Annotated in this window: 21 protein-coding genes and 1 tRNA gene; 16 read left to right on the top strand and 6 right to left on the bottom strand. The window is 61.7% G+C overall.

Features of this window, described 5'->3' with window-relative positions:
* Window positions 1-28 precede the first annotated feature (28 nt).
* Window positions 29-550, top strand: a complete 522-nt coding sequence (locus NW851_RS07685; protein WP_414332744.1) for a photosystem I assembly protein Ycf3 — start codon at window positions 29-31, stop codon at window positions 548-550.
* A gap of 92 nt (window positions 551-642) precedes the next feature.
* Window positions 643-936, top strand: coding sequence for an Asp-tRNA(Asn)/Glu-tRNA(Gln) amidotransferase subunit GatC (gatC, locus tag NW851_RS07680; protein ID WP_414332742.1), 294 nt, complete (start codon window positions 643-645; stop codon window positions 934-936).
* An 87-nt stretch (window positions 937-1023) separates the two neighbouring features.
* On the opposite strand, the gene NW851_RS07675 is transcribed toward gatC, so the two are convergent.
* Window positions 1024-1108: transfer RNA gene (locus NW851_RS07675), tRNA-Ser, on the bottom strand.
* Window positions 1109-1322: 214 nt separating this feature from the next.
* Between NW851_RS07675 and scpB the strand changes: the two genes are divergently transcribed.
* Window positions 1323-1865 (top strand): SMC-Scp complex subunit ScpB, encoded by a 543-nt coding sequence (scpB, locus tag NW851_RS07670; protein WP_414332740.1) that lies wholly within the window; start codon window positions 1323-1325, stop codon window positions 1863-1865.
* 24 nt (window positions 1866-1889) lie between these two features.
* On the opposite strand, the gene NW851_RS07665 is transcribed toward scpB, so the two are convergent.
* Window positions 1890-3134: an ATP-binding protein gene (locus NW851_RS07665; RefSeq protein ID WP_414332738.1), complete on the bottom strand. Its 1245-nt coding sequence runs from the start codon at window positions 3132-3134 to the stop codon at window positions 1890-1892.
* A gap of 404 nt (window positions 3135-3538) precedes the next feature.
* Here NW851_RS07665 and NW851_RS07660 point away from each other — a divergent pair, with 404 nt between their 5' ends.
* The 10 genes from NW851_RS07660 to NW851_RS07615 all read left to right on the top strand — a co-directional run bounded on the left by NW851_RS07660 (window position 3539) and on the right by NW851_RS07615 (window position 12407).
* Window positions 3539-4321 carry an SH3 domain-containing protein gene (locus tag NW851_RS07660; RefSeq protein ID WP_414332736.1) on the top strand — a complete coding sequence of 261 codons (783 nt, stop codon included), beginning with the start codon at window positions 3539-3541 and terminating at the stop codon, window positions 4319-4321.
* A 44-nt stretch (window positions 4322-4365) separates the two neighbouring features.
* Complete coding sequence (locus NW851_RS07655) at window positions 4366-5319, top strand: hypothetical protein (RefSeq protein ID WP_414337557.1); 954 nt, start codon at window positions 4366-4368, stop codon at window positions 5317-5319.
* Between the two features lie 70 nt (window positions 5320-5389).
* Entirely contained in the window at window positions 5390-5923 is a 534-nt protein-coding gene (locus tag NW851_RS07650; protein WP_414332733.1) for a hypothetical protein, read from the top strand.
* A gap of 2 nt (window positions 5924-5925) precedes the next feature.
* Window positions 5926-6570, top strand: a complete 645-nt coding sequence (cbiM, locus tag NW851_RS07645) for a cobalt transporter CbiM (RefSeq protein WP_414332731.1) — start codon at window positions 5926-5928, stop codon at window positions 6568-6570.
* Window positions 6557-7390 (top strand): cobalt ECF transporter T component CbiQ, encoded by an 834-nt coding sequence (gene cbiQ / locus NW851_RS07640; RefSeq protein WP_414332730.1) that lies wholly within the window; start codon window positions 6557-6559, stop codon window positions 7388-7390. The genes cbiM and cbiQ overlap by 14 nt, the downstream gene beginning before the upstream one ends.
* Window positions 7391-7514: 124 nt before the next feature.
* Window positions 7515-8894, top strand: a complete 1380-nt coding sequence (rimO, locus tag NW851_RS07635) for a 30S ribosomal protein S12 methylthiotransferase RimO (RefSeq protein ID WP_414337552.1) — start codon at window positions 7515-7517, stop codon at window positions 8892-8894.
* A 30-nt stretch (window positions 8895-8924) separates the two neighbouring features.
* Window positions 8925-9617 (top strand): ribose-5-phosphate isomerase RpiA, encoded by a 693-nt coding sequence (gene rpiA, locus NW851_RS07630; RefSeq protein ID WP_414332726.1) that lies wholly within the window; start codon window positions 8925-8927, stop codon window positions 9615-9617.
* Window positions 9618-9832: 215 nt separating this feature from the next.
* The gene (locus tag NW851_RS07625) at window positions 9833-11170 is read left to right on the top strand and encodes a UDP-N-acetylmuramoyl-tripeptide--D-alanyl-D-alanine ligase (RefSeq protein ID WP_414332724.1); all 1338 of its coding nucleotides are present in this window, start codon (window positions 9833-9835) and stop codon (window positions 11168-11170) included.
* Between the two features lie 104 nt (window positions 11171-11274).
* Window positions 11275-11496: a DUF3134 family protein gene (locus NW851_RS07620; protein ID WP_414337549.1), complete on the top strand. Its 222-nt coding sequence runs from the start codon at window positions 11275-11277 to the stop codon at window positions 11494-11496.
* Window positions 11497-11870: 374 nt separating this feature from the next.
* Complete coding sequence (locus NW851_RS07615; protein WP_414332721.1) at window positions 11871-12407, top strand: fasciclin domain-containing protein; 537 nt, start codon at window positions 11871-11873, stop codon at window positions 12405-12407.
* Between the two features lie 123 nt (window positions 12408-12530).
* Here NW851_RS07615 and NW851_RS07610 read toward each other — a convergent pair whose 3' ends face one another.
* Complete coding sequence (locus NW851_RS07610) at window positions 12531-12773, bottom strand: hypothetical protein (protein WP_011433628.1); 243 nt, start codon at window positions 12771-12773, stop codon at window positions 12531-12533.
* Between the two features lie 187 nt (window positions 12774-12960).
* On the opposite strand from NW851_RS07610, the gene NW851_RS07605 reads away from it, so the two are divergent.
* A complete protein-coding gene (locus NW851_RS07605) occupies window positions 12961-13863 on the top strand; it encodes a cyanophycinase (protein WP_414337546.1) in 903 nt (300 codons plus the stop codon).
* On the top strand, window positions 13860-15662 hold the full coding sequence (gene menD, locus NW851_RS07600; protein WP_414337543.1) for a 2-succinyl-5-enolpyruvyl-6-hydroxy-3-cyclohexene-1-carboxylic-acid synthase: 1803 nt from the start codon (window positions 13860-13862) through the stop codon (window positions 15660-15662). Before NW851_RS07605 ends, menD begins: the two co-directional genes overlap by 4 nt.
* Here menD and miaA read toward each other — a convergent pair.
* Window positions 15586-16602, bottom strand: coding sequence for a tRNA (adenosine(37)-N6)-dimethylallyltransferase MiaA (gene miaA / locus NW851_RS07595; RefSeq protein WP_414337541.1), 1017 nt, complete (start codon window positions 16600-16602; stop codon window positions 15586-15588). The genes menD and miaA overlap by 77 nt on opposite strands.
* Window positions 16603-16723: 121 nt before the next feature.
* On the opposite strand from miaA, the gene NW851_RS07590 reads away from it, so the two are divergent.
* Window positions 16724-17578: a hypothetical protein gene (locus NW851_RS07590; RefSeq protein WP_414332714.1), complete on the top strand. Its 855-nt coding sequence runs from the start codon at window positions 16724-16726 to the stop codon at window positions 17576-17578.
* Between the two features lie 161 nt (window positions 17579-17739).
* Here the strand turns inward: NW851_RS07590 and rpe are convergent, their stop codons facing one another.
* Window positions 17740-18450, bottom strand: coding sequence for a ribulose-phosphate 3-epimerase (rpe, locus tag NW851_RS07585; protein ID WP_414332712.1), 711 nt, complete (start codon window positions 18448-18450; stop codon window positions 17740-17742).
* Window positions 18451-18552: 102 nt separating this feature from the next.
* Entirely contained in the window at window positions 18553-18774 is a 222-nt protein-coding gene (locus tag NW851_RS07580; protein WP_414332711.1) for a hypothetical protein, read from the bottom strand.
* Between the last annotated feature and the right edge of the window lie 108 nt (window positions 18775-18882).

Here is an 18882-nt window from a genome sequence, read left to right as displayed (position 1 = left end):
TAGTCCCAAGTTCTAAAAGGGGTCAGCCATGCCGCGCAGCATGAAGAACGACAACTTCATCGACAAAACCTTTACCGTCATGGCCGATCTGATCCTGAAACTGCTGCCGGGGGTGAGTTCTGAGCAAAAGAAAGCTTTTGCCTACTACCGGGATGGCATGGCCGCTCAGAGCGAAGGGGAATACGCCGAGGCTCTGGAAAACTACCGAGAAGCCCTCACCCTGGAGCAAGGCGAAGAGGATCGTAGCTACATCCTCTACAACATGGGCCTGATCTACCAAAGCAACGGCGAACTGGACAAGGCCCTGGAGTACTACCACCAAGCTCTGGAGTTGAACCCACGACTTTGTTCTGCCCTGAACAACATCGCTGTGTTGCTGCATCATAAAGGCGAGCAGAGCCTGCAGGCCGGAGATGAAGAAACGGCAGAGGCCCTGTTTGACGAGGCCGCTCAATACTGGATCCGCGCCATTCGCATTGCCCCCAACAACTACATCGAGGCCCAAAACTGGCTGAAAACCACCGGGCGCGCCAACCTCGAGTTGTATTGAGTCTGCCTGCCAAAGGACTCTGTACCACCAACGCGAACGGTTGCTCTCAGCTACCTTAAGCTAAGTTAATGATCTGCGCGCCGGGGGGAAGGATGCTGAAACGGGAAGGGGTACAACATGTCGCTCACTTGGCTCGTCTGGAGCTAACCGAGGAGGAAGAGATCCAGTTCACCGAGCAACTGGCAGACATCTTGGCCTACGTGGAACAACTGAAAGAGCTGAATACGGAAGGGGTGGAGCCCACCTTCCATGCCCTGGACATGGAGCTGCCCACCCGCCCCGATGAAGTCGAGCCCTATCCGGATGTCGAAGGGATCCTGGCCAACGCTCCCGACCGGGCGGATGTGTTCTTCAAAGTGCCCCGCATTCTGGATGCAGAAGACTGACGTCGCCAGATTACCTTAGGCTGGCCCAAGGGAGTAGGGGCGTGGTAGGGGCCGCCGGACAGCATTGTGGGTTACTCAATAAAGCAACGGAGAGGGTGGGATTCGAACCCACGGTGGCGTGAACCACGGCAGTTTTCAAGACTGCTTCCTTAAACCGCTCGGACACCTCTCCAATTCTCTGGGATCCCCAAACCCTATTTATGCTACGCAATTGGCTTCAGGTTGTGCAATTGTACTCCGCACCGAGTAGCGCGATGGGCGGGAAAGCAGGCCATGGCATGGTTTAGCATAGCAACGCTCGCCTTGGCCCAGGCCGCCCCAGCAGGGATCCCTCAGTCTGCAACTGCTGCTATGCTACGGGACAAGTAGGCGGATCCCTTGTCGCTATGGCCTCGCGTCGTTCCAAGTTGGTTTTGGATCCCGGATCAGAGGTGGAGGGGGGGCGTCTCTTAGCCCTGAAAAACCAGATTGAGGCAATCCTCTACCTGAAGGGGCAGCCGTTGGCCCTATCGGCGCTGGCTCAATTGGCCCGCTGCAGCCGCGATGAGGCCTATGATGCGCTGCTGGAGTTGATGGAAGACTATGCTCACCGCGACTCTGCCCTGGAAGTATTGCAGGTCGGGGAGGGGTTTGCCCTGCAGTTGCGAGAGCCGTTTTTGGAGCTGGCCAACCAGCTCTTGCCCCCCGAAATCGGGGTGGGCGCTGCCCGTACCTTGGCGACCATCATCCTGCGGGGGCCCCTCTCCCAAGCCGAGTTGGTAGAGTTGCGCGGTCAGGGCGCCTATCAGCATGTGGCAGAGCTGGTGGAGAAAGGCTTTATAACCCGCTACCGCAAAGAAGGCAGCCGCTCCCCCTGGTTGCGGGTGACGGATAAGTTTCATCGTTACTTTACGGTAGACAAGCTGGCCAATCCCTTCCCCGAAGAATAAACTTCCCGCAACGCGGCCAGCGATTCATTCGTTCCCTTTTGCCAGCCCTGCCCGAACGGCATCCAAAAACTGACGGGCGGTGCGACCGGAAAAGCCGTTTTGCTGCTGCGCCCAGATCAGGGCCCGGCGACGCAGGGCCGCCAAAGATTGAGCGAAACCCAGCCGCTGCGCCAAGTGTTCTACAGTTGCCAAGTAATCGTCTTGAGTGAACGGAGGGAAGGTGAGGGTGAGGCCAAAGCGATCCTGCAGCGACAGCTTTTCCTGCACCGTATCCCAGGCGTGGACTTCTTGATCTTGGGGGTTGGGGCGGTCGGCGAAAAACTCGCGGACCAAATGGCGGCGGTTGCTGGTGGCATAGAGGCGGACGTTGGGCGGCGGCGCGACGAGATCCCCCTCCAGGAGCACCTTGAGCTGCTTGAACTCGGTTTCGTCGGCCTCGAAGGAGAGATCGTCCACAAACAGCACAAAGGGCAGCCCCTGTTTCCTCAGCTCCGCCAAGATCTCCGACAATTGCATCAAGTCAGTTCGTCTCAGCTCCAGAAGGCGCAGCCCCTGAGGGCCGTAGCGGCGCAACAAGGCCTTCACCAACGAAGACTTGCCGGTGCCCCGCGCCCCGTAGAGCAAGACATGCAAAGCCAGATCCCCCCGCAGCAGCGCTTCGGTGTTGGCGGCCAACTGCTGCTTCTGCCGTTCGTAGCCGTAAATCTCATCCCAATCGGGCAGGTCGGGAGCCGGGATCCCTTCTAGCCCTGCTGGCCCCCAGCGAAACGCCCAATAGCGAGCACAGATTCCTACCCCTCTTTGGCGGTAGTGGGCGATCAACGCCTCCAGGCTCAGGCCCCAGTCGGCAAAAGAGCGCGGATCCCAGCCGGCGCAGTCACTGTCCCCATCCGGCCAAGGGATCCCCAGGCCCAGCGCCTGCATCTGCTCTTCGATGAGCTCCTGGCTCTCGGCCAGGATCTGTAAGCAGCGGAGATCGTGCCGTGCTGCTTGCAAAAGGGGTGTCGGGATCTCCCCACCTCGCAGCGCCGCGCGGGCAAAGGGGTTGTCCGCCCAGCGGATCTCCTGGATCAGCCACTCCCGCCAGCTCAGGTTTTGCTGGGCCAAAAGCTCAAACCAGCGCCCGTAGGCCGCCCAGCAAGGCAGGGGATCCCCGGCCATCAACTGCTGGATCAGCTCCTGCCAGCCCAGGGCTAGGGGATGGGCGCAGATTTCTCGAAACAGCAACAGCTTGGCCGCCGCTTCCGCCGCTTCTTCAAGGGGAGTCATCGCTGTGGTTGAGATTGGGCATAGTCGCTATGTTGCCGCGATAACGGCAGTGCAGTAAAGCCTTGCAAGACAAGGTTGGTTTTCTGGCTCATCCCCATCGTTGGCGTAGTGTGCCGGCGGCAGGGAGAATCGCCAGACGGGGGGAGTCTCTGTATCCCCATGCTCATCTTGGTCAAATGGGGGGTCGCCCACCCACAAGGGTGTCTGCTCTGCTTCCCCTGGCTATAGAGGCGGGGGGTTGACGCGATTCTGTTCAAGCCAAGGTCAGAAGCAAAAGTCGGCATCTTTGAAGATGTTATAGATTGGGATGCGAGTGCTCTGAATCTCGTAGATCCCCGGTTGCTGACAGGGATCCCAATGGGTTTTGCGGTTCTTGTCTGCAGCTTTGCAGGGAGGTACTTTGGATGGCTAACTACCCAATGCGAGGCCGTTCTTCTCCTGCTTCTGACCATTTTCCCTTGGGCACCTTGGTGGTGGCGAGCGTCTCGGTTGGGGCTCTGGCTGCCTTGGGTTGGCAGTTGTGGCAGATGGTCGCTCCGATGTTGGCCCCCCCGCCCCCACCCCAATTTCAGCGGGCGATCCGCCCGGATCCCTTGCCGAGCCCAACCAGCTTTCCCCCTCCCCTGTCTGCCCCTGCTGCAGGCACCCTTGACCCTGAAGGATTTCCCCCCGGCAGCCGCGGACGGGTGATTGAGCCGATTGGCCTGGCGATCCGCAGCCGGCCCTCCGCCGATGGAGCCTACCAGGGCGGGATTGTGGTGGGGGAAACGGTGACGGTGTTGGAGTATAGCGCCGATGGTCGTTGGCAACGGGTGCGGCGGGAGTTGAACGGTCAAGAGGGCTGGGTGCGGGCGGGCAATTTGGGCCCTGTGGAAGGGGCGGCAGCCTCGGCATCTGCTGTCTCTACCGTTTCACCATCGACAGTTCAGTTGACTCAACCCAGGCCTGAGTCCACCCACTCTCCTGGAGCAACAAGCGTTTCCCCCGGTGAGCGGGGGCGGGTGATCGAGCCGATGGGTTTGGCGCTGCGAGCCACTCCCGACCGGGAAGGGGCCTACATGGGCGGCCTGCCCCTGAATGAGGTGGTGACGGTGTTGGGCCTGAGCGAAGATGGCGGTTGGCAGCGTATCCGCCGCGAGAACGGGCAAGAGGGCTGGGTGCGGGCCGGGAACCTGGCGCAGGAGTAGCAAGATGCCCCAGCGGGGGATTGTGGTGCCCCGAAAGTTTGTGTTTGGCTAGGTCAGTAGCGCTGGCCGAACTCCAGGTGAAGCAACTCCTCTCTCCGTCGTGGGTCATTTCCTCCAGGGATCCCTTGGCCAGAGGGCTGGCTCTGGTGGCCCTGGGGCTGGGAGCCGGCATGACAGCTTGTCGTCCGCCTGTCGAGTCGGGGCCAGCTAGGGAGCCGCAGGCGATCTCTGCCTCGGCCAAAGGCACGCTGGAGCTGTGGGCCAACGGCGAAGCGTTCGTGCGGGAGGGGTTGGTCTCCAAAGACGGCTGGGCGCTGCAGTTTGAGCGTGTGTACGTGACGCTGGCCGACATCACGGCCTACCAGACGGATCCCCCTTTTGAAGGGAAAGGGGAGCTCCAGGCCAAGGCCTTAGTCAACCTGACAGGCCCCCTCACGGTGGATTTGGTGCCAGCGGCGGGGGCAGAACGGGTTCTGCTGGGATCCCTGGAAGCTCCCCCTGGTCACTACAACGCCTTGGCTTGGCGGCTGGTGCCGGCAGCGGAGGGGCCGGCCAAGGGCTACTCCCTCTGGATCGAGGGCACAGCCCGGCCAGCAAAAGGGGAGGGAGAGGGGATCCCCTTTGTGCTCAAGTTCAGCCCTGAGCTGGCCTTCGTCTGCGGCGAGTATGTGGGGGAAGCGCGCAAGGGCTTTGTCCAGGCGGGCCAGGTGGCGGATCTGGAAGTGACTTTCCACTTTGACCACCTGTTTGGGGATGGCAGCCTACCGCCGGAAGATGACCTCAACCGGGCGGCGCTGGGGTTTGCCCCGCTGGTGAAGCTGGATCCCCTCTCCCTGGAGCAGCGGCTAAAGGGGGGATCCGACCCTCTGGTCTGGGACGACCTGCAGGAAAGTGGGACGGCGTCCGAAACCCTCTTGGAGATCCTGCAGAACTTGGGCCACGTGGGGGAGGGCCACTGCCGCGCGTCCTCTGACCGTCTTGGTGGGACGGGATCTTGACCTTAGGTCTTTGCCCTCAAGCCTGGGTGGCTTTTGCAGTCGAGAGATTGTCCTCTACTTTTGCCGACCCATGAACTCAGTCTGGCCAAATCGCCTCCCTTTCTACGCTTACTGGCAACTGAGCTGGCTGGCCTGCGGCCTGCTCTTGTCTGCTCCGGCTTGGGGGCATGGGGTGGAGGCCTCTTGGCGGGCCGTCCCCACTTTCGAGATCCAAGCCCGCTACGATTCCGGCGAGCCGATGCGTTCTGCCCGCGTCACGGTGTTTGCGCCCACCGATCCCACCACCCCTTGGCAGGAAGGGCAAACGGATGAGCAGGGGCGATTTCTGCTGCAGCCGGATCCTGAGCTCAAGGGACTGTGGCAGGTGCGCATTCGCCAGGCCGGCCACGGCGGGGTGGTGAACGTGCCGGTGGGCGAAGCGGCTATGCAGGCAGAAGGGATCCCCAACGGCTCCTCCTTTGGCCCTGTGCAGCGGGGGGTTATGGCTGCCTGTGTCATCTGGGGGTGCTTGGGTACGGCCCTGTTCTTCTCCCGGCCCCGTCCCTCCCAAGGCCCAGAACTCCCCGACTCCTCAGGGGGTGTTGCCGCTTTGAGCCAGGACTAGCCATGCACATCAGCGAGGGCCTTCTGCCAGCACCGCTTTGGCTGGGGGGCTATGGCATCACTGCCCTGCTTACGGGTTGGAGCCTACACCTCCTCCAGCGGTTGGAAAAGGATCCCCGCCGCCAACTGCCCAAAGCGGCGCTGCTGACCGCCGCCTTTTTTGTCGCCTCCTCCATTCACCTGCCTTTTCCCCCGGCCAGCCTGCACCTGCTGCTCAATGGCTTGCTGGGCGTGATGCTGGGGGCCTTGGCCTACCCGGCGATTGTGGTGGGCCTGTTTTTTCAGGCGGTGGCTTTTGGCCACGGGGGGCTAACCACCCTGGGGATTAACGCCGCCATTATGGGGATCCCGGCGCTCTTGGCAGGGGGGATCTTTCGAATGGGCCGACGGCGGCTGGGAGACGGGTTGGCAGCCTTCTGGGCGGGGGCGGCGGGGGTGGGGCTGGCGGCGCTGCTCTTCTACGGGGTGGTGATGGCTGCTCTCCTGGGCGAGGGGACGGTCTCCACCCAAGCAGAGCGCTTGGCCTTGGGCAGCTTGGTGATGGCCCACCTCCCTTTGGCGGCGGTGGAGGGGCTGTTTACCTGTTGGGTGGTGCGGTTTTTGCAGCGGGTGCAGCCGGAGCTGCTGGGAGAAGATGCCAAAAGATAGGGCCGAGGCCGTCATCTCCCAGGATCTCAGGGGAACGCAGTTCTCTCCACCCGCTCCCCTCCCTCCCTCCCCCTCTTGGCTTCACCGCTGGCGGCCTTTGCCCAAGCTGGTGGGCCTGGGAGCCCTGATGGCAGCTTTTGCCCAGGTGCAGCGCTTGGCCTTGCTGCCCCTGGCCTGGGCGCTGCTGGCTCTTCTCTGGGCGTTGTCGGGAGTGCCGCTCAGCCGAGGACTGAAACGGCTGGCCGCCCCAGGCGCTTTGCTAATAGCTCTCGTCGCTCTCCTACCGTTAGTTATGGGGAACACCATCCTCTGGCAGTGGGGATCCCTGGCTCTGCGGTGGGAGGGGCTGGAGAAGGCGCTCTATGTCGTTGGGCGCAGCCTGGCTTTGTTGGCGCTGGCGACGCTGCTTTTGGAGACCACCCCCCTGCTGGAACTGTTGGCGGCTTTGCGGGCGCTGGGGATCCCCGACCTGCTCTTGGAGTTGGCCTGGCTGACGCAGCGCTATTTGCAGGAGATAGGCGCCCAGTGGCAGCAGATGCAGCGGGCAGCTTGGCTGAGGGGCTGGCAGCCGCGGGGATCCCTGTGGCGTCCGGGCCCGGCCTTGCGCCAAGACCTGCCCTTCCTGGCTGCTGGGGTGGCTACTCTCCTGGTGCGCAGCTATGAGCGCTCCGAGCGCGTCTATCAGGCGCTGCGCCTGCGGGGCTACGGGCGGGCGCCCTTGGTTCCGACAGCGGCTGGCGGGGATCCCTGCAGTTGGGCGGCCAGCGGTCTGGCAGTGGCTGTGGCTCTTGGCTTGGTGTGGGTTCAACTTGGGGGGTAGCCCGATTGAGCTGGTTGGCAGAGGAGTTCAGAAGCGAAACCTAAACTAGAATAAGAAAACTTTCATTTCTGCTGTCGCCATTCTCTCGGCCTCTCCTGTGGCTATGAACCGGTTGGAGACCGCTTTGCCTACGCCCTCTCGCAGCCCTGCCGCTCCCCCAAAGAAAGCGCCGGCAGTTGCCGTTGTGCACCTGGGCTGTGAGAAAAACCGGGTGGACACCGAGCACATGCTGGGCCTGCTGGCCCAGGCGGGCTACCGGGTGGAAGGCGACGAAGACAGCGCCGACTACGTCATCGTCAACACCTGCAGCTTCATCGAGGCGGCGCGGCGGGAGTCGGTCAGCACCCTGATGGAGCTGGCGGTACAGGGCAAAAAGATCCTCATCGCCGGCTGCTTGGCCCAGCACTTCCAAGAGGAGCTGCTGCGGGAGATCCCGGAGGCGGTGGCCATCGTCGGCACCGGCGATTACCACCAGATCGTGCAGGTGATCGAGCGGGCGGAGCGAGGGGAGCGGGTCAACGCCGTCACCTCCAGCTTGGACTACATTGCCGACGAGACCGTCCCCCGCTATCGCACCACCCATGCGCCGGTGGCCTACCTGCGGGTGGCCGAAGGATGTGATTACCGCTGCTCTTTTTGCATCATCCCCCACCTGCGGGGCAAGCAACGCTCCCGCCCCATCGAGTCCATTCTGCGGGAGGCGGAGCAACTGGCCGCAGAAGGGGTGCAGGAGTTGATTCTCATTTCCCAGATCACCACCAACTACGGGATCGACCTCTACGGGGAGCCGCGGCTGGCCGGGCTCATCCGCGCCCTGGGCCGGATCCCCATCCCCTGGATCCGCATGCTCTATGCCTACCCCACCGGCATTACCCCGGCAGTGGTGGAGGCCATTCAAGAGACGCCCAATTTCCTGTCCTATCTGGATCTGCCGCTGCAGCACAGCCACCCGCAGATCCTCAAAGCCATGAACCGCCCCTGGCAGGGCCAGGTCAACGACCGGGTAATCGAGCGGCTGCGCCAGGCGCTGCCCAACGCCGTGCTGCGCACCAGCTTTATTGTCGGCTTTCCCGGCGAGACGGAGGAGCACTTCCAGCATCTGCTGGAGTTTGTCCAGCGCCACCAATTTGACCATGTGGGGGTGTTCACCTTTTCCCCAGAAGAGGGCACGCCCGCCTACCGTCTCCCCCAGCAGGTGCCGGAGCCCCTCAAGGAAGAGCGCCGCGCCCGCCTGATGCAACTGCAACAGGGGATCGCCTTCCGCCGCAACCGCGAGCAGGTGGGCCGGGTGGTGCCTGTGCTCCTGGAGCAGGAAAACCCCCGCACCGGCGAGTGGATTGGCCGTTCCCCCCGCTTTGCCCCTGAGGTGGACGGGGTGGTGTACGTGCGCGGGCCGGGATCCCTGGGATCCCTGGTGCCGGTGCAGATTACTCGCGCCGAGCCCTACGATCTCTTTGGCCAGGTGGTGGCAGCGCCGCAGGGCTTTAGCTGGAGCGGGCGGTAGAATAATTCGGTTGGACTCCGGAAAGGCGAGATGGCCAGTGCAGATGAGCTGAAACAGGCAGCAGCCCAAGCGGCGGCTCAAAAGGTGCAGTCAGGGATGGTGGTGGGGCTGGGCACAGGATCCACGGCTGCTTTTGCGGTGAGCGCCCTGGCGGAGCGGATGCAAAAGGAGGGGCTGCAGTTCATCGGTGTGCCCACCTCGGAGCGCACAGCAGAACAAGCCCGCTCCCTAGGGATCCCGCTGGCCACCCTGGAGGAGCAGCCCCGCCTGGATCTGGCCATCGATGGAGCCGACGAAATTGAAGTGGGATCCCTGAACCTGATTAAAGGAGCAGGGGGGGCTCTGCTGCGGGAAAAACTGGTAGAGGCCAGCGCCGCCGAGCTGATCATCATCGCCGATGCCTCCAAGAAGGTGACGCATCTGGGCACTCGCTTCCCGGTGCCCGTGGAGGTGGTGCGCTTTGGCTGGAAAACCACCTTGGCGCGGGTAGAGGCTATTGGCTGTGCGGCCACTTTGCGGTTGAATGCCCAAGGGGATCCCTACCTGACGGATGAACAGCACTACATCCTCGATTGCCAATTCGGCCCCATCGCCGATCCCGCCAAGATCGCCGATCAACTCAAGGGGACGGTGGGGGTGGTGGAGCATGGCCTGTTCATCGGCATGGCCCAAGAGGCGATCATCGCCCTTCCTGAGGGAATTGAGACGCTGCAACCAAGCTGATCCCGTACCCAGTTGCGTATTGGCATCATGTCCAATCGCCATGAAACGGTTCGTTAACTCCCCTCTCCCGCTGGGAGAGGGGTCGGGGGTGAGGGAGCGTTCCCGCTGGGAGAGGGGTCGGGGGTGAGGGAGCGCTCCCGCTGGGAGAGGGGCCGGGGGTGAGGGAGCGCTTGGGAACTGTCTCAATGACTTGAAATGATTATGAAGAATGCCCGATGCTGACCTTACAAGCTGTAGCCGATCTGCTGCAAACCCCTCTCCGGGGAGATCCCCATCTGTTGGGGTTGCCGGTTCAGGCCCTCTGCACCGACAGCCGCCAGTTGCAGCCGGGATCCGTTTTTGTGGCGCTGCGGGGGGAACGCTTCGACGGGCATGATTTTATTCCGCAAGCCCTGAGCAAGGGAGCCGTTGCCGTCATCAGCCAGCGTCCGACCTCAGGCCCTCATTTTCAGGTTTCAGACACGCTGAGGGCCTATCAGCGCCTTGCCAGGGGCTGGCGGGAGCAATTCTCCATCCCGGTGGTGGCCATCACCGGCTCAGCCGGCAAAACCACCACCAAGGAAATGCTGGCGGCTGCCCTATCCCGCTACGGCAGCGTTCTCAAAAGCGAGGCTAACCACAACAACGACATTGGCGTGGCGCAAACGCTGCTGCGGCTGCAGCCGGAACATCAGTTTGCGGTTCTGGAAATGGCCATGCGCGGCCCTGGGGAAATTCGCCGCCTGGCGCAGATGGCCCGTCCCACCCACGCCTTGATTACCCACATCGGCACCGCCCACATCGGCAGGCTGGGATCCCGCGCCGCCATTGCCGCCGCCAAGTGCGAGCTGCTACAGGAGCTGGGGCAGGGAGTGGCCCTGCTCAACGGAGAAGATCCCTTGCTGTTGTCCACCGCCGCCGGCCTGGGGTCGGGACCAACCCTCACCTATGGCCTGGAGCGAGGAGACCTGCGAGGAGAATGGGATCCCCAAGCCCAAACGGTAACCGTGGCGGGCCTGACCCTTCCGGTGCCCCTGCCCGGAAGACACCACGCCCTCAACTGGATGGGGGTGCTGGCGACTGTGCGCAGCTTGGGGCTGGATTGGGAGCCGCTCCGAGAACCCATCGCCTTGCCCACGCCTCTGGAGGGGCGCAATCGCCATCTCAAGCTGGCAGGAGATGTGGAAATCTGGGATGAAACCTACAATGCCTCGCCGGAAGCGATGATAGCGGCTCTGCACCTATTGGCCCAAACCCCAGGGAGACGACGCTGGGCCGTTCTCGGCCCCATGCGGGAACTGGGAGAGCATGCACCTCAGCTCTATGCAGAGGTGGGACGAGCGGCTGCCCCTTTGGGGTTGGATTGGGTTTTGCTCCTGGATCCGGAAGGAGAAATGCAGCCGCTGCTCGACCAAAAACCGGCAGCCCAGGCAGAACGCTGTAGGGATGCAGCGGCAGTGCTGCAAGTTTTGCTAGATCAGGTGCAAGCCGGGGATCGGTTGCTGTTCAAGGCGGCACGAGCCGTTGAGCTGGAGCAGGTGCTGCACCGCTTTTTGCAAGCCTGGCAGCGGTAGGCTAAGCTAAAAGACAGCTGATGGCAAGCCTGCATCTCTCTGTTGGGCTGGGATCAGCCCAGGCGTCTTTCTCTTTGTCGATAACTACCCCTTCTGCGTACGGCATGTACTTCAATCCCTCTCTACGCGAAGAACCCCGCAATCAACCGCCAACAGTGGTGCCCTCCCCTAGTAGCCTTTCCATTCTCGATTGGTTGCGCCAGCAAGGCCGGTTGATCGAGCAGCCTATTGAAGTCTCTGGGGCTGTTTTGGAAGAAGACATCGACGACATCGACGACTTGATCGGGGACGACTACAGCGAAGACTTCGAGGCAGAAGAAGAGTAGGCACGACGGCCGAGATCGTTACGAGATCACCAGCTCGTTGATCCCTTCGCCCGACACGTCGAGGGCGTCTGCTTTTGCGCTGCCAATGGATCGCTAACTTGAACAAACAAAACAATAAATGTAAGTAAACGTAACGGATCCCTCAGCCTAAAGGGATCTTTTTTTAGCTTGTTTTGGATTGCTCACCACCATCCCGCGATGATTGTTGCAAATCTAACCTCAGCGGAGATTAGCCTTGCAGCCCTTGTAAAAAAAGTATTTTGGGGCAGTGGAAATATCTTTTTTGGGGACTTTTTTCAATTTTGAGGAACTCCAGCTCCATCCCGCCCGTCATAGATAAATATAAACCTACTCTTCACGGAGGGTTACATTGCATGATTCGCAATCTCTTCGCTCTTTCCTTAGCTGTTGTCTCGGCCACCACGTTGGTTGCAGCCCCTGCGGTCATTGCCGGCAGCTACGGCGCAACTTCTGAAAGCGTGAAAACCGCTGCTGCTACCGGCAAAACCATTGTGGATGTTGCGGCTGAGGCCGGCTCTTTCACCACGTTGATCCAAGCCTTGGAGGCTGCCGACTTGGTGGAGGTACTGGCTGGGGAAGGCCCCTTCACCGTTTTTGCTCCCACCGACGAGGCCTTTGCAGCGCTGCCGGAAGGCACTTTGGAGAAGTTGCTCTTGCCGGAAAACCGTGAGCAATTGACCCAAATTCTCACCTACCATGTGGTGCCCGGCAAAGTTCTCTCCAACGATCTGAAAGCTGGGGAAGTGGTCACGGTCGAGGGATCCCCTGTGGAGATCTCTTTGGCTGATGGAGTCAAGGTCAACGATGCCAACGTGGTGACCGCGGATATCGAGGCCGTCAACGGCGTCATCCACGTCATCGACAAGGTGATCCTGCCCCCGCAGATCTAACCTGTCGGTAGGGAAGTTCTAGATCCTGCGGGGTCTAGTTCCCTGGCAGCCCCTGCCCCCGGTGGTGGGGCTTTGTGTTGCAACTTAGGCCGACGACCCTCAAGGGATCCCTGACCTTGAGCTCTATAGGTCGATGCCGACGCTGGAAGCGTAGATCGCCTCCACCGACACGCCCGAGACCCGCTGCGGACGCACGATCATGTACTCATTGTCCATTTGCTTGGGCAAGGTGATGAACTCTTCGCCGCCCACCATCAGGTTGTTGATCAACTCTGTGTATTCTCTGGCCTCTTTGACCCGCACCTGCATGGTTTGTCCACCTTCCAGCATGATGTGGACAAGGTATCCGTCAGGTTTTCTGGCCATGGATGCTCCTGCTGGGTAACCGAAGGACGAAACGAGGGGTGTTCTTATGAACATTATTCCCCCTTTCGCGACCCCTAACCCACTCCTGACTCCGCCGTGAAATCTGGAATGGGGCTGCGCCAAACCGAATCTCAAGCCGTAGCATAGTGAAAGTGAAATGTGTCCATTTTAATCTTTCTCGCGCTCCATGCCCCATTTGCCTGATGTCTCTGCTGCCCACCGTGAGCTGGGGTGGAACGGAGTTTCTTCCACCCCGACCCAAGCTGCCCAACCCTACCCTACCGTGAGGGATCCCAGCATCGCCCGTTCCGACCTCATTGCCGTTGGGGGAGCAGAGGACAAGGAAAAGGAATGCCACATCCTTTGGGAGTTCTTCCGCCGAGCGGGGGGAAGGTCGGCCCACATCACCATCGTGCCTGCGGCTTCTGGGATCCCGGCGGTGCTGGGGGAGGTCTACGCCAATATTTTTCAGCAGATGGGGGCGGCCAGCCTGCAGGTGCTGGATATCCGCAACCCGATGGAGGCGAGGGATCCCGATAACGTCGAGAAAATCCGCTCCTCCACCGGCATCTACTTCACGGGTGGGGATCAGGAGCGGCTGGCGGAGGTGCTGGCCCACAGCGAGTTGATGGAGGCCATTCGGCAGCAGTGGCAGCGAGGACAGACGGTGATTGCCGGAACCAGCGCCGGAGCTTCTGCCTTGGGACAGCAGATGATCTCCCGCGGCTACAGCGGGGAACCTCCCACGCCGGCAATTGTAACGGTGAAGACGGGCCTGGGCCTTTTGCCTCGCGTCATCATCGATCAGCACTTCCATCAGCGCAATCGCCTGGTGCGGTTGGTTACAGCGGTGGCCCACTACCCCCAGTGCCTGGGCATCGGCATCGATGAGAATACGGCGGTGGTGATCCAGGCCAACAATGTGATGGAGGTAATCGGCTTGGGCACGGTGACGATTGTGGACGGGACGCAACTGTACTCGACCGTTCAGGAGGCGGCAGCGGACGAGTATTTTCGGCTGCACAATGCCCGCCTTCACTTTTTGCCGCCGGGATCCCGATTTGATCTCAACACGTTGACTCCGCTGTGACCGGTGAAAACTTTGTCTCGCCAAGGCGGCTGGATTGGCGCAACCTCAACGCCCTCTGGGGATCCCTGTTGGCCGAGACCCTGAGCCGGCTGGGCTGTCGCCTGGCGGTGGTGTGCCCGGGATCCCGCTCTGCCCCCCTCACCTATGCCCTGGCGCAGCATCCGGAGATCGAGGCCATTCCAGTGCTGGATGAGCGGTCGGCGGCCTTTTTTGCCCTCGGCTTGGCCCAGCGAACTCGGCAGCCCATCCCTCTGGTGTGTACTTCCGGCAGCGCTGGCGCCCATTTTTTCCCGGCTCTCCTTGAGGCAGCCGAAAGTGGGTTTTCCCTGTTGATCCTGACGGCGGATCGGCCCCCAGAGCTGCGCCACTGCCGCGCCGGGCAGACTATCGACCAGGTGAAGCTCTACGGTCACTACCCCAACTGGCAAGCGGAATTGGCCCTGCCCAGCGCGGAGCCAGAAGCCCTGGCCTATCTCCGCCAAGCCCTGGTTCACGCCTGGGAGCGCACGCTTTACCCCTTTCCCGGCCCTGTGCATTTGAATGTGCCCTTGCGAGATCCCCTAGCTCCCGTTGCCGATGGCAGCACTGCGCCCCTGGTTCATTTGCAGGAAGATCCGGAGTTTGAGAAGACCTTTTTCCGCGGGGTTATCCCCCCATCTGGCCTGGCTGCCGGTTCTGCGTTCGCGTCAACAGCTTCCTTTTGGCAGGAGTGGCGCGGCTGTGAGCGGGGGGTGATCTTGGCGGGGCCGGCCCAACCGGCGGATCCCCAGCGTTATGCAGAAGCGGTGGCCCGCTTGGCGCTGGCCCTGGGCTGGCCGGTGTTGGCGGAGGGACTCTCCCCTCTGCGCAACTACGCTTCCCTCAACCCCCATCTCATCACCACCTATGACCTCCTCCTGCAGCAGGATGGCCCCCAGCTCTGGCCGGAACAAGTCATCCAACTGGGATCCCTGCCCACCAGCAAAGCGCTGCGGCAAACCCTGGCCAAAGCTCGCCCCCGCACCTGGCTGCTCGATCCCCGGCCCGAGAACGGGGATCCTCTGCACAACCCCACCACCCATTTGCCCTTTGCTGTGGAAGAGCTGGCCGCCGGGATCCCGGAAGCAACATTCAAAACTCCAGCCCCCCGAACAGCTTTTCTGCAGGGCTGGCTGACAGCCGAAGCGCAAATCCGCGCCACCCTAGACCAGACCATGGCTGACCTGCCGGAGTGGTTTGAGGGCAAGATCGCCTGGTGGCTGGCCCACCACCTGCCGCCGGAGACGCCCCTGGTGATTGCCAACAGCACGCCGGTGCGGGATGTGGAGTGGTTTTGGCCGCCCAACGACCGCCGCATCCGGCCCTACTTCAACCGCGGCACCAACGGCATTGACGGCATTCTCTCGACCGCCTTCGGGGTGGCCCACCGCCATCGGCCAACAGTGCTGCTGACCGGGGATCTGGCCTTTTTGCACGACTGCGGCGGCCTGCGGCTTAGCCCTTACCTGCAGGGATCCCTGACTATCCTCCTCATCAACAACCGGGGGGGTGGGATTTTCGAGCTGCTGCCCATTGCTGAGGCGGGCCCACCCTTTGAGCCCTACTTCGCCACTCCCCAGGCGGTGGATTTTGCCCTCCTCTGCCAGGCCCATGGCATTCCCCACCGGCGGCTAGAGACGTGGGAAGAGCTGGCCCAAGCCTTGGATCCCTTGCCCGCCCAAGGGGTGCGAGTGTTGGAGATCCTCACCGATCGGAAAGCCGATGCTCAGCGGCGGCGGGAGTGGTTTCAGCAGTGGTCTGTTCTGCCATCCAGGCTTTAACCCGCTCCCAGATCTGCTCCGGCAGATCCTCAGCCTCGCAGTCCAGCCACTGGATCCCTGGCATGGCCCGAAACCAGGTCATCTGCCGCTTGGCAAACTGGCGGGTGCGCCGCACAATCAAAGGCTGCAGCTCCGCCTCTGGGATCCGCCCTTCTAGGTAAGCGCCGATCTCCGCATAGCCCAAAGTTTGCAAGAGGGGCAAGTCCGGCCCATAGCGCTCCCGCAGAGTTTTTACCTCTTCGATCCACCCCCTCTCCATCATCTCCGCCGTGCGCCGGGCAATACGTTGTTCCAGACGGGGCATCGAGCAGCGCAGCCCCAAGATCAAGATGGGGTAGTGGGGAGGATGGGCCTGCCGTAGGCAAGAGGCCGGTTTCCCGGTGGTGTAAATAATTTCCAAGGCCCGCAGGGTGCGCACTTCATCATGAGAGTGGATCTGCCGAGCGGCCACGGGATCCAACTGCTGCAGCCAGGCGTAGCGGATCTCGGGCGGCCAAGTTTCCAATTGAGCGCGCAACTGGGGCTGAGGGGGAACTGCCGGGATCTCCAGCCCTGCAGTGATGGATTGGATGTAAAGCCCCGTCCCCCCCACCAGAATGGGAGTCTGTCCCTGCCGATGGGCCTCGGCAATGCGGGCTTGGGCCGCTCGTTGGAACTCGGCCACGGTGTAGGTGTGGCGGGGATCCACAAAGTCAATCAACTCGTGGGGCCAAAGGGCCCGCTCGGCGGGAGTGGGCTTGGCGGTGCCGATGTCGAACTCCCGGTACACCTGGCGAGAGTCGGCGTTTAACAGCGGGGATCCCAGCCGTTGGGCCAGCAGCAGCGCCTGGCGCGACTTGCCGGTGGCGGTGGGGCCAGCAATGACGACGAGCCCCGGTCCTGCGGTCGAGGAGGGAGGTTCTCGGCAGTCGTGCCCATTTGGAGACCGGTTTTGATCCATCCGCTGTCGGCAAGAAAGTTCACCCAGGGCAGCAGATTAAAATTTTCAAAGAACCCTAGCGCTGTGGATAAAATAGGACATCCATAGCCTCTATTGTCTTCCCGGCTCTTCGAATTTCCCCGTGATCTCATCTTACGTCTCTGCTTCCGTTGCCGTGTTGGGCGGGGCGCAGCCTCGATTTGAGCTGCCCCCTGTCAAACTCCTTCTCTTGTTGCTGCGGGCCTCGGCACGGCGAGGGCTGGCTGGCCTTGGCAGAGCCCTCGGAGCCGGTATCCTGGCGGCGCTGCTGGCGTGGGAACCGCGCCCTGCCTTGGCGGAAGTTTTGGTGCTCAAGCAAGGAGAAGTGCGCACTCTGCCCCTATTGCAAACGCGGGCCCGACTGCCCCTACAAATGGAAATGCTCTATTTGGGCATGGTGGAGGAGCGCTTCTTGAGCTACGCCCGCGCCAACAATTGGGAGACCATTGCTAGCGACCGCGAGGATCCCCGCTGGAGCCGCTGGCAACTGCGCCCAGGCGGTGAGGCCATCTACCTGCCGGATGCCCCTTCATCGCGGGATCCCTCAGAGCCCCCCCTCTACGCCCGCGGGTTTTATGTGCAAGCCTATTTTGTCGGCGGACGCTTGGCGGGGATGCACCTGATTCATAACCCGGAAGAGCCGGGCTTCAATTTGAGGCAACTGCAAAGGCTTGTTCGCGCTTGGTTCCCCGATAACCGCTTGATGTTGCACTACCAGGTGCTGCCGGAGGATCCCGACCGGCAGGTGCTGGGCGCCTACTGGGGCACCATCCCTTCTCCTTACCTTGCTGACATTCAGCGCAACAGCCGCCTGCCCTTTTGCCAAGTTTTTTTCAGCCCTACCTCGCCTCAGCCAATCGTTCCCACCTCTGCACCTCCGCATTGCCTCAGCCAGACTGCCGTAGAGGATGGTGCAGCCCCTGCGGCTGCCCAGAAGAAGACCGCCGCTCTGCGCTAGAATTTCGAGCCCGTTCTTCCACCAGAAGGGATCCCTGCCGCTGAGCTGTGGCCATTCGCAATGGGCCAAGAATGAGGGGCGCTAGGTCTTCTTCCCTCTCTTTTGTGCCTTGGCCTAAGAGGGGCTCAAGAGCATGGGTTTCCCCAATCGATAAGCTCAAATCAAACCGTTACCAGCTCCGGGCGACGGCTGTTGCGGATAGCGCGAATAGCCTCCGCATAGTCTTTGGCCTTGAACACTGCCGAGCCGGCCACAATGGCGTTGGCCCCCGCCTCGATGACCTGCCAGGCGTTGCTGGCCTTGAGGCCGCCATCTACTTCAATCCAGGGATCCAGACCGCGCTCGTCGCACAGGGCCCGCAGTTGGCGAATCTTGGGCACCACCGCCGGAATGAAGCTCTGGCCGCCAAAGCCGGGGTTGACGCTCATGATCAAGACCAGGTCCACCAAATCCAGCACGTACTGGATGAGCTCCAGGGGGCTAGCGGGGTTGAGCACCACACCTGCCTGTTTGCCCAGATCCTTGATTTGGCTGAGGGTGCGGTGCAGGTGAATGGTAGAGCTGGACTCGGCATGAACGGAGATGATGTCGGCCCCCGCCTTGGCAAAGTCGGCCACATACTTTTCCGGCTCCACAATCATCAGGTGGACGTCCAGAGGCTTGGCCGTAACCGGGCGCAGCGCTTCCACCACCAGCGGGCCGATGGTAATATTGGGCACAAAGCGGCCATCCATGACGTCCACGTGGATCCAGTCGGCCCCCGCCTCGTCCACCGCCCGCACTTCTTCCCCCAGGCGGCTAAAATCCGCCGAAAGAATCGAAGGGGCGACAACAATCGGCTTTTGCCCAGAGGCTGCTGACGGCTGAGTCATGGTGAGTATCCAAACTGTGAACCGCAAGAAAGGGGAGCCTGCTCCTCTATGGTACGGGGTTTGATCCCCTTTGCAAACTGCCTCTTGGCTCGGAGACTAGGGTTACAGGGGACTGGCCTCGACCCAATGCCGGAAAACTTGGGCCAGATGACCCCAGGGATGCGGCGGCTGAGCGTTGCTCTGGGACTCTGGAGCAGCCTGCTCTGAGGGAGCCGGTTTTACCTCTTCTTCCAGCCGCAGGGCAAGCTGCTGCAATTGCATGTAGATGCTGTTGACGGCCAGCATGGCCAAGACGGTGCCGAAAAACTTGGTGCGGGATCCCATAGACCAACCCCTAGGCAAGAAGCAAGATAGAGGATATTCTCGTCGCCGCTGCCCTAGTTCCACCTTAGCGCACAGGCGGAACAGGTCTTTTGGAGAAAATCCTTACAC

This window comes from Synechococcus sp. H55.7, assembly GCF_047462395.1.
Lineage (GTDB): Bacteria > Cyanobacteriota > Cyanobacteriia > Thermostichales > Thermostichaceae > Thermostichus.
Note: the sequence above shows the minus strand (reverse complement) of the source record. Positions and strands in the feature narration are given on the sequence as shown.

Excerpts from the sequence above, each read along its gene's own strand:
- NW851_RS07650 (WP_414332733.1), top strand. The coding sequence starts at position 5,390 with ATGAACTCAGTCTGGCCAAATCGCCTCCCTTTCTACGCTTACTGGCAA.
- NW851_RS07620 (WP_414337549.1), top strand. The coding sequence starts at position 11,275 with ATGTACTTCAATCCCTCTCTACGCGAAGAACCCCGCAATCAACCGCCA.
- NW851_RS07685 (WP_414332744.1), top strand. The coding sequence starts at position 29 with ATGCCGCGCAGCATGAAGAACGACAACTTCATCGACAAAACCTTTACC.
- NW851_RS07605 (WP_414337546.1), top strand. The coding sequence starts at position 12,961 with ATGCCCCATTTGCCTGATGTCTCTGCTGCCCACCGTGAGCTGGGGTGG.
- miaA (WP_414337541.1), bottom strand. The coding sequence starts at position 16,602 with ATGGATCAAAACCGGTCTCCAAATGGGCACGACTGCCGAGAACCTCCC.
- NW851_RS07660 (WP_414332736.1), top strand. The coding sequence starts at position 3,539 with ATGGCTAACTACCCAATGCGAGGCCGTTCTTCTCCTGCTTCTGACCAT.
- gatC (WP_414332742.1), top strand. The coding sequence starts at position 643 with ATGCTGAAACGGGAAGGGGTACAACATGTCGCTCACTTGGCTCGTCTG.
- NW851_RS07625 (WP_414332724.1), top strand. The coding sequence starts at position 9,833 with ATGCTGACCTTACAAGCTGTAGCCGATCTGCTGCAAACCCCTCTCCGG.
- NW851_RS07615 (WP_414332721.1), top strand. The coding sequence starts at position 11,871 with ATGATTCGCAATCTCTTCGCTCTTTCCTTAGCTGTTGTCTCGGCCACC.
- NW851_RS07610 (WP_011433628.1), bottom strand. The coding sequence starts at position 12,773 with ATGGCCAGAAAACCTGACGGATACCTTGTCCACATCATGCTGGAAGGT.
- scpB (WP_414332740.1), top strand. The coding sequence starts at position 1,323 with ATGGCCTCGCGTCGTTCCAAGTTGGTTTTGGATCCCGGATCAGAGGTG.
- NW851_RS07665 (WP_414332738.1), bottom strand. The coding sequence starts at position 3,134 with ATGACTCCCCTTGAAGAAGCGGCGGAAGCGGCGGCCAAGCTGTTGCTG.
- cbiQ (WP_414332730.1), top strand. The coding sequence starts at position 6,557 with ATGCCAAAAGATAGGGCCGAGGCCGTCATCTCCCAGGATCTCAGGGGA.
- rpiA (WP_414332726.1), top strand. The coding sequence starts at position 8,925 with ATGGCCAGTGCAGATGAGCTGAAACAGGCAGCAGCCCAAGCGGCGGCT.
- rpe (WP_414332712.1), bottom strand. The coding sequence starts at position 18,450 with ATGACTCAGCCGTCAGCAGCCTCTGGGCAAAAGCCGATTGTTGTCGCC.
- NW851_RS07580 (WP_414332711.1), bottom strand. The coding sequence starts at position 18,774 with ATGGGATCCCGCACCAAGTTTTTCGGCACCGTCTTGGCCATGCTGGCC.
- cbiM (WP_414332731.1), top strand. The coding sequence starts at position 5,926 with ATGCACATCAGCGAGGGCCTTCTGCCAGCACCGCTTTGGCTGGGGGGC.